Annotated in this window: 6 protein-coding genes; all 6 read left to right on the top strand. The window is 63.8% G+C overall.

Translation table 11 applies throughout. The features are described 5' to 3' along the window. The coding region (locus EPN33_14395) for a CvpA family protein (GenBank protein TAN20715.1) at positions 1–367 on the top strand (367 nt) is incomplete at its 5' end. A 114-nt stretch (positions 368–481) separates the two neighbouring features. Continuing rightward, positions 482–1,930, top strand: a complete 1,449-nt coding sequence (locus tag EPN33_14390) for a hypothetical protein (protein TAN20714.1) — start codon at positions 482–484, stop codon at positions 1,928–1,930. A 94-nt stretch (positions 1,931–2,024) separates the two neighbouring features. Next, positions 2,025–3,374 (top strand): hypothetical protein, encoded by a 1,350-nt coding sequence (locus EPN33_14385; protein ID TAN20713.1) that lies wholly within the window; start codon positions 2,025–2,027, stop codon positions 3,372–3,374. Between the two features lie 87 nt (positions 3,375–3,461). Next, positions 3,462–3,824: a hypothetical protein gene (locus EPN33_14380; GenBank protein ID TAN20712.1), complete on the top strand. Its 363-nt coding sequence runs from the start codon at positions 3,462–3,464 to the stop codon at positions 3,822–3,824. Beyond that, a complete protein-coding gene (locus tag EPN33_14375) occupies positions 3,821–5,446 on the top strand; it encodes a hypothetical protein (protein TAN20711.1) in 1,626 nt (541 codons plus the stop codon). Before EPN33_14380 ends, EPN33_14375 begins: the two co-directional genes overlap by 4 nt. A 235-nt stretch (positions 5,447–5,681) precedes the next feature. Next, positions 5,682–5,864 (top strand): hypothetical protein (locus tag EPN33_14370; GenBank protein ID TAN20710.1); only part of this gene is annotated, 183 nt, incomplete at its 3' end.

Raw genomic sequence — 5,864 nt, 5'->3', positions numbered from 1 at the left:
CCACTGGATTGGCGTGCCCGAAGCGGCGCATTTTTGCGGCTTCATTCTGATTCTGGTGTTGGTGCTGATCGCCGCGGCCGTGATCGGCCGGCTGATTCGCACCGCGATGCACGCCGTCGGTCTGAAGCTGCCCGACCGATTGCTCGGCGCCGGTCTCGGCCTGGTCCGCGGGGTCCTGCTCTGCATGGCCGTACTGGCGGTGATGATCGCCTACCCGTTCCAGCCCGGCCTGGTGCGGCAGTCGCGCCTGGCGCCTGATCTGCTCTGGGGCAGCCGCGCCCTGGTGCATATCGTCCCCACCGAACTCGCCACGCGCTTCCAGCAAGGCGTCACCACCCTCACCGCCCGCGTCCGCTCGCTGCCATAGAGGCAGCCAGGGTACCGCTGAATTCGCCCAGTGGCCAGGCCCAATTCCGAACAATTCCGCCCCAGCCCGCTCCATTCCGCAGCTTCCCGAGACCGCGCGCGTGACAATCGCTCCATGAGTTCCCGAGGCATTGACCTGTCGGTCGTCGTTTTCGCCGCCACCATCGCCGCAACCTTTGCCGCCGCCCTGATCGGGAGAAGGCATTCGAGAGACATCGAGTCAGCCGCCCTCTCGGAGCACCGCCTCAACAAGTGGCTTGTTGGACTAAGTGCCGGCGCAACCGCCAACAGTGGCTTTGTCGTAACCGCCGTCGTCGGCCTCGGCTACACCCTCGGCGCACACTGGGTCCTGCTCCCCCTGGCCTGGCTGCTCGGTGACATCGTTTTTTGGGTGTTTTTCCCTCACCGAATTAACGCGGCCGGGAGGAGTATCGGCGCAAAAACTATCACCGACCTCATTACCCATGGCCTCAGCCCCCGACTCCAGCAGCAATTGACGCGCGTGATCGGAATTTGCGTGATCGCCTGCCTTGGGGGCTACGTTGCCGCCCAATGGCTCGCAGGCCAGAAATTCCTCGACGGGGCATTCGGCATCAGCGGCGCGGCAGGCCTGGCAGCCTTCGCCGCTGTCATCGTCTGCTATACCGCTATCGGCGGGTTCCGCGGCTCCGTCTACGTCGATTCCATGCAGGCCGTAATCCGCATTGGGGGCACCGTGCTCGCCCTGGCGGCCGTTGCTTACGTCGCAATCCACAACCGCACCAGCTTTGCCCAAAACCTTCACGCAGCCGGCACCAGCTTTCTGCAGATTGTGCCCGGCCACGCCTACTGGGCAGCGATCCCCTTCATTCTCGGCTTTGCCGCTGCCGCCCTGGGTTTCGAGCTCGGCGAGCCGCAGATGGTCTCCCGGTATCTCGCCGGTGCCACGCCTGAGGAGACGCGCTCGGCATGGGTCATCTACAACTTTTTTGTCCAGTTCACCTGGGTCTCCATGACAATCTTCGGTATGCTTCTTCGCGGTGTTATGCCTGCGCTCGCCGACCCCGAAGCGGGGCTGAGCGTATTCTTCCGCGTACAGACCGGCCCCATCCTCACCGGCATCATTACTGCCGACGTCTTCGCAACCATCGCCGCGACTTCCAACAGCCTGCTGGTTGCTATGGCGCAGAGCACCGCGAGCGATGTGTTCGGCAAACTCGGACGGCGCGCGGAGGAAAACTGGCCAATCACGGCGGTTCTCGGCGCCGCCACAATGCTGGTGTCCCTGCAGCTCCACGGCACCGTCTTCAACCTCGCCCTTACCTCGGTCTCGATCCTGGGCGCAGCGCTCGCCCCCGCGATGCTGGTTCGTCTGCTCGGGTGGCGCTCGACAGGCGCTTCCATCACGTGCTCCATCGCGGTCGGGGCAACCTCCGCCGCCGCGTGGCATGCACTCGGACTTAGCAGTATGATGAATGAGGCAGCTCCGGGACTCATCCTGGCGCTAACGACAAATTATTTGATCTCTCGCTACTGGTCCGGGTCCAACCATGGCGTACTCGCCAAAGCGACATCCCAGGCCTAGGCAAGGGTCGGGGCGCACGCCGGAATTCCCGCTCGCCGCGCCCTCGCGGTGCTTCAAGCCGGGTATCCGCGATTACTACGAAAAGCTTGCCGTCATGCGTGCGGTCCTCGGGACGACCTCTTACCCCGACCTGGCGAAAACCGTCTTCGGCCGCAGAGCCGACCTCGCCGAGCAGGCACGGACCGAAGAGAGGATTAAGCTGGCGGCGGATATGATGCGCAAGGGATCCAAGCCAACGCGCAAGGGTCCATGGGAAGAATTCTGGGACGCGCTGCCCCAGGCGCTGCGGCTTCACGAGTCCATCACCGGGACTCGCCTCGTCGAATGCAGCGCTGATGAATTTGCGGCACTCTTCGAGGAGCCAACCCAGAATCAGGCTGCGGTCGAAGCCATCAGTCGCGTTCGCAGAGCCCAGCGCATTGGCCTTCAGGCCGTTTCGACGGCCACACGCAACACGACCACCTCGCCACTCTTTGGGTTCGATATCCACGTCGGCAACCAACTCCCAATCCAAACCCTCGAGGACGGTCTGCGCGCGGGTAAAATCGACCAGGCACATCACTATCTCGATCCCGGCTCGGCCCGATCTTGGACATCACTCATCCTCGCCTCTCATTACGAAAACTACGAGCGGTGTCAACTAAGCCTTGAGAAGATGCTCAGTGATACACGCTTTCTTGAAGCCGTCGCGACTAGTCGCCCGACCGCGGCGGTGCTGCTCGCCGGCGGCGGTGCCCCGACCAAGGACAAGGCCATCCTGAGTCGCCTCCTCTCCCAGCCACATCTCGAGAACAGCACACTGAACTACTTCATTCTCGATATCAGCTTCTACATGCTTGAGAGCACAATGACGTGGCTACGAGGCTATATCTCCCAGACGAAGCTCTTCCGCAATGCCACGCTGCGGGCCTTCCGCACCAACGTCCTCGAGTTGGGGCAGGGTGAGCGCGATGAGTTCCACAGGACTGGCGCGGCTCTCTTCATCATGACCGGAGGTACGATCGGGAATTTGCCAGAAGCGCTAGCGATGGCGTCGTTAAATCGTGCCGCACAGCGAGGAGATCTTTTCCTCGTCGGAATTGACACAATTGACGGGCAGGCCACAGGCATCGAAATCGCCAATGCATACCGCACGCCAGAACTCGACGCCCTACTTCGGCCCGCAGTTCAAGCGGCATTGAACCTGGCAGAATCGACCGAGCCCGTCGACACCGCACTGATGCGAAAGACATTCACCCTCACCCAGGAAAGCGAAGTTCCCGATACCAATTGTGTCGCAGCGACTCTCGAAATCAGCGGAAAAAGACTGACCCTGTTCACATCAGCGCGGTACCTAGAGCCGCGGTTCAAAGCCTTCGTCGAGAGCAAAGGTTGGGAATGGCTCAGCACCATCGCGGCTGGCGATCGCCCCCATTTTAAGCAACTGCTGTTTCGACGGAACTAAGCGGAATCACTCCGCCTTCCTTCCAGTTCACTGACCGTCCGCCCCTTTCCCTTTCAACCTCAGCAGCATGCGATCTGAAATGGGTGCATGCTTCATCACAAACCAACCTTCACGGTTCTGCTCGCGAGCTTGGCCGCCGCCAACACCGCTGCAATACCGCAGCGCACCACCCGCGCCAACGCCGTCGCCAAGAGCACCCAGCGCAATTCCCGCCGCCTCGCCTACGCCGTCAAGGCTGCGGCCATTTCGCGCCTCCTAAGTCTTGGGCACGTGCAGCCGGAACTCCTGTCACGGGGCCTCTGTCTCGTGCGCCTTGCTGATCGCCACGGCCTGCACCTGCCCGCCGTCCACCTCGAACCCTTCGCCCCTTCGGGCCCGCGCACCAGCCGCACCCCGGCCGGCCAGTGCGCGGAATTGATGTCCGGCCCTGCCGAAAGGAGCGCCAAATGAAGCGCGAATTCGCCAAACTCAAGCTCGCCGTCCGCGAGGCCCCCGCCGCCCGCCGCGCCGGCGTCATCCGCAACGCCCGCGCCTACTGTGGCCGCGCCGTCAGCGTAGAACTGACGCGCCAGCACGATATCTCCCGCGAGCTCGCAGACGCCGAATCCCTCGGCCTCTGCACCTTCGCCGCGCGCCGCCGCTGTCGCAAATTGTCCCGCGATGTTCTAGCCCTCACTGGCCTTGATGTCGCCCTACAATACGCCAGTATCCGCGCCTTTTTCCCGACGTGGGCGCGCACCGAGGCCGCTTTCGCCGGTGCGGCACTGGCCCTCGGGCTGGGCTACGCCGTCCATACCTTCGCCGTCCACCGCTTGGAGGACCTCGAATCGCCCGTGACCGCCGAGCGCCTGAGTCGCCATGCTGCCTTTTGGATCGGGGTGGTTGCCCTCGGCTTGCTCACCGTCTTTTTGTGGTCGCGCTTTGTCGGCCTCGGTTTGGTCGCCCTGACATCAGCCTATGCGCCTTGGCTGCTGGCCGCGTCCGCCGAGCTCCTGCCTATCAGTTGCGGCCTATATGCAACCGCCAGCTCCTTCCTCCATCGCCCCGCTCGGCTCGAGGGTGAATCCGCCGTCAGCCAGGCGCGGCAGGCCGACGCCGAAGACTTGCTCGCTTGGCTACAAGAGCAGGAACCAGACCCCGACCCAGGCGAGGACGACGAAAATGAGGACGATAACGACCCCAGCAGCGGCGTCGCAGCCACAGCTTCGCCCGATGAGTCCCCCGGTAAAGTCGCCCGCAAGGTCACGACCATCCTCCCCCTCCTGCTCCTCGCCGGCGTGTTAACCCTTGCCAGCCGTCCCGTGTTGGCGCAACATCTGGATCCCGCACCTGCGGGCCCCATCGTTTACGTTCTGCCCGACGGCACATACAGTGTGAACCCCATCACGCTGCAGATAGCCCTATCGCATCTCCTACAGCCGAAGGCTCTCAGTCAACTCCTGAAGACAACGGCCGCCCGCTCCCTCGCCGTCGGCGCCTTTGGCGACGGCGGCGAATTTACCCCCCTCGCCTACCTGACCGTTCCCGTAGCCGCCAACCTTCGCTGTACCGACGCGCAGCCGCCCGCGGACCTCGGTCCTCTGCGCTACCAGCGCGCCTTCCGCGAGTTCTACCGAAACAAAGCCCGCGCCGCCTGTCGTACGCGCGAACTTCAATCCCAGCGTGCCCACGCCACTGCCCTCGCCGCCCTGCGTGCCCACATGCAGGCGATCCTGCAACCATCCTCCTACCCTCCTGCCCACTGCACCGACCTGCTCGGTGTATTCCGCCTGCTGGCCGCCACGCCGGGCGTCAGCCTCATCCTTTCCGACGGCGCACAAACCTGCCCCGTCCTGCGCGCCAATCGCCTCATCCACGTCCGCGGGAAATTGGCCCTCATCCTCGTCCCCTCCCGCGGACCCATCACTCAAACCGGCCCTGCGGCCCTCCAGCGCGGCCGCGAATGGCAGCGCCGCATCCCCGGCCTCGTCGTCATTCCCTGGACGCAACTGGGCGCACCCGGCTGGACCAGGATCTTCGGCTCCGTCCCGCACCCGACCACCCCTCAGGCCACACCGAAACCGCAGCTATGAGCGACTACTGCCCCAATACCGCCTCCGAAATGGAGCAAATGTGCGCCTACGCCAACGCCGCTGCCCGCGTACGCACCTTCGACCGGCGCCTGAGTGCACAGATGCTCGGAGTTGCCCTTGCCTGCGCCTGCAAAGCCCGCGCACTTGAGTCGCCCGAAGAACTGGCGCCTGGCGTGAGCGACCTCGGCACGGGCCCACGCGTTGCGCTTTTGCCGTGGCTGCGGAGAACTAGAAAATGAATGGCCTCGACTCTTTTTTCACTCTCATCGTCGTCGCCTCTATCGTGACGGCTGCGGTGAAGGGCTTTTTCTACGAAATCTGGATGATGGCGGCCACGATTGCCGCCATCCTGCTGGCGGCCTGGAACTATGAAGCCGCGGCGAAGTGGCTCCACTGGATTGGCGTGCCCGAAGCGGCG

This window comes from Acidobacteriota bacterium, from assembly GCA_004299485.1.
Lineage (GTDB): Bacteria > Acidobacteriota > Terriglobia > Terriglobales > SCQP01 > SCQP01.
Note: the sequence above shows the minus strand (reverse complement) of the source record. Positions and strands in the feature narration are given on the sequence as shown.

Bases quoted from the DNA above. Each gene is read 5' to 3' on its own strand.
- EPN33_14390 (TAN20714.1), top strand. From the start codon at position 482: ATGAGTTCCCGAGGCATTGACCTGTCGGTCGTCGTTTTCGCCGCCACC.
- EPN33_14385 (TAN20713.1), top strand. From the start codon at position 2,025: ATGCGTGCGGTCCTCGGGACGACCTCTTACCCCGACCTGGCGAAAACC.
- EPN33_14375 (TAN20711.1), top strand. From the start codon at position 3,821: ATGAAGCGCGAATTCGCCAAACTCAAGCTCGCCGTCCGCGAGGCCCCC.
- EPN33_14380 (TAN20712.1), top strand. From the start codon at position 3,462: ATGCTTCATCACAAACCAACCTTCACGGTTCTGCTCGCGAGCTTGGCC.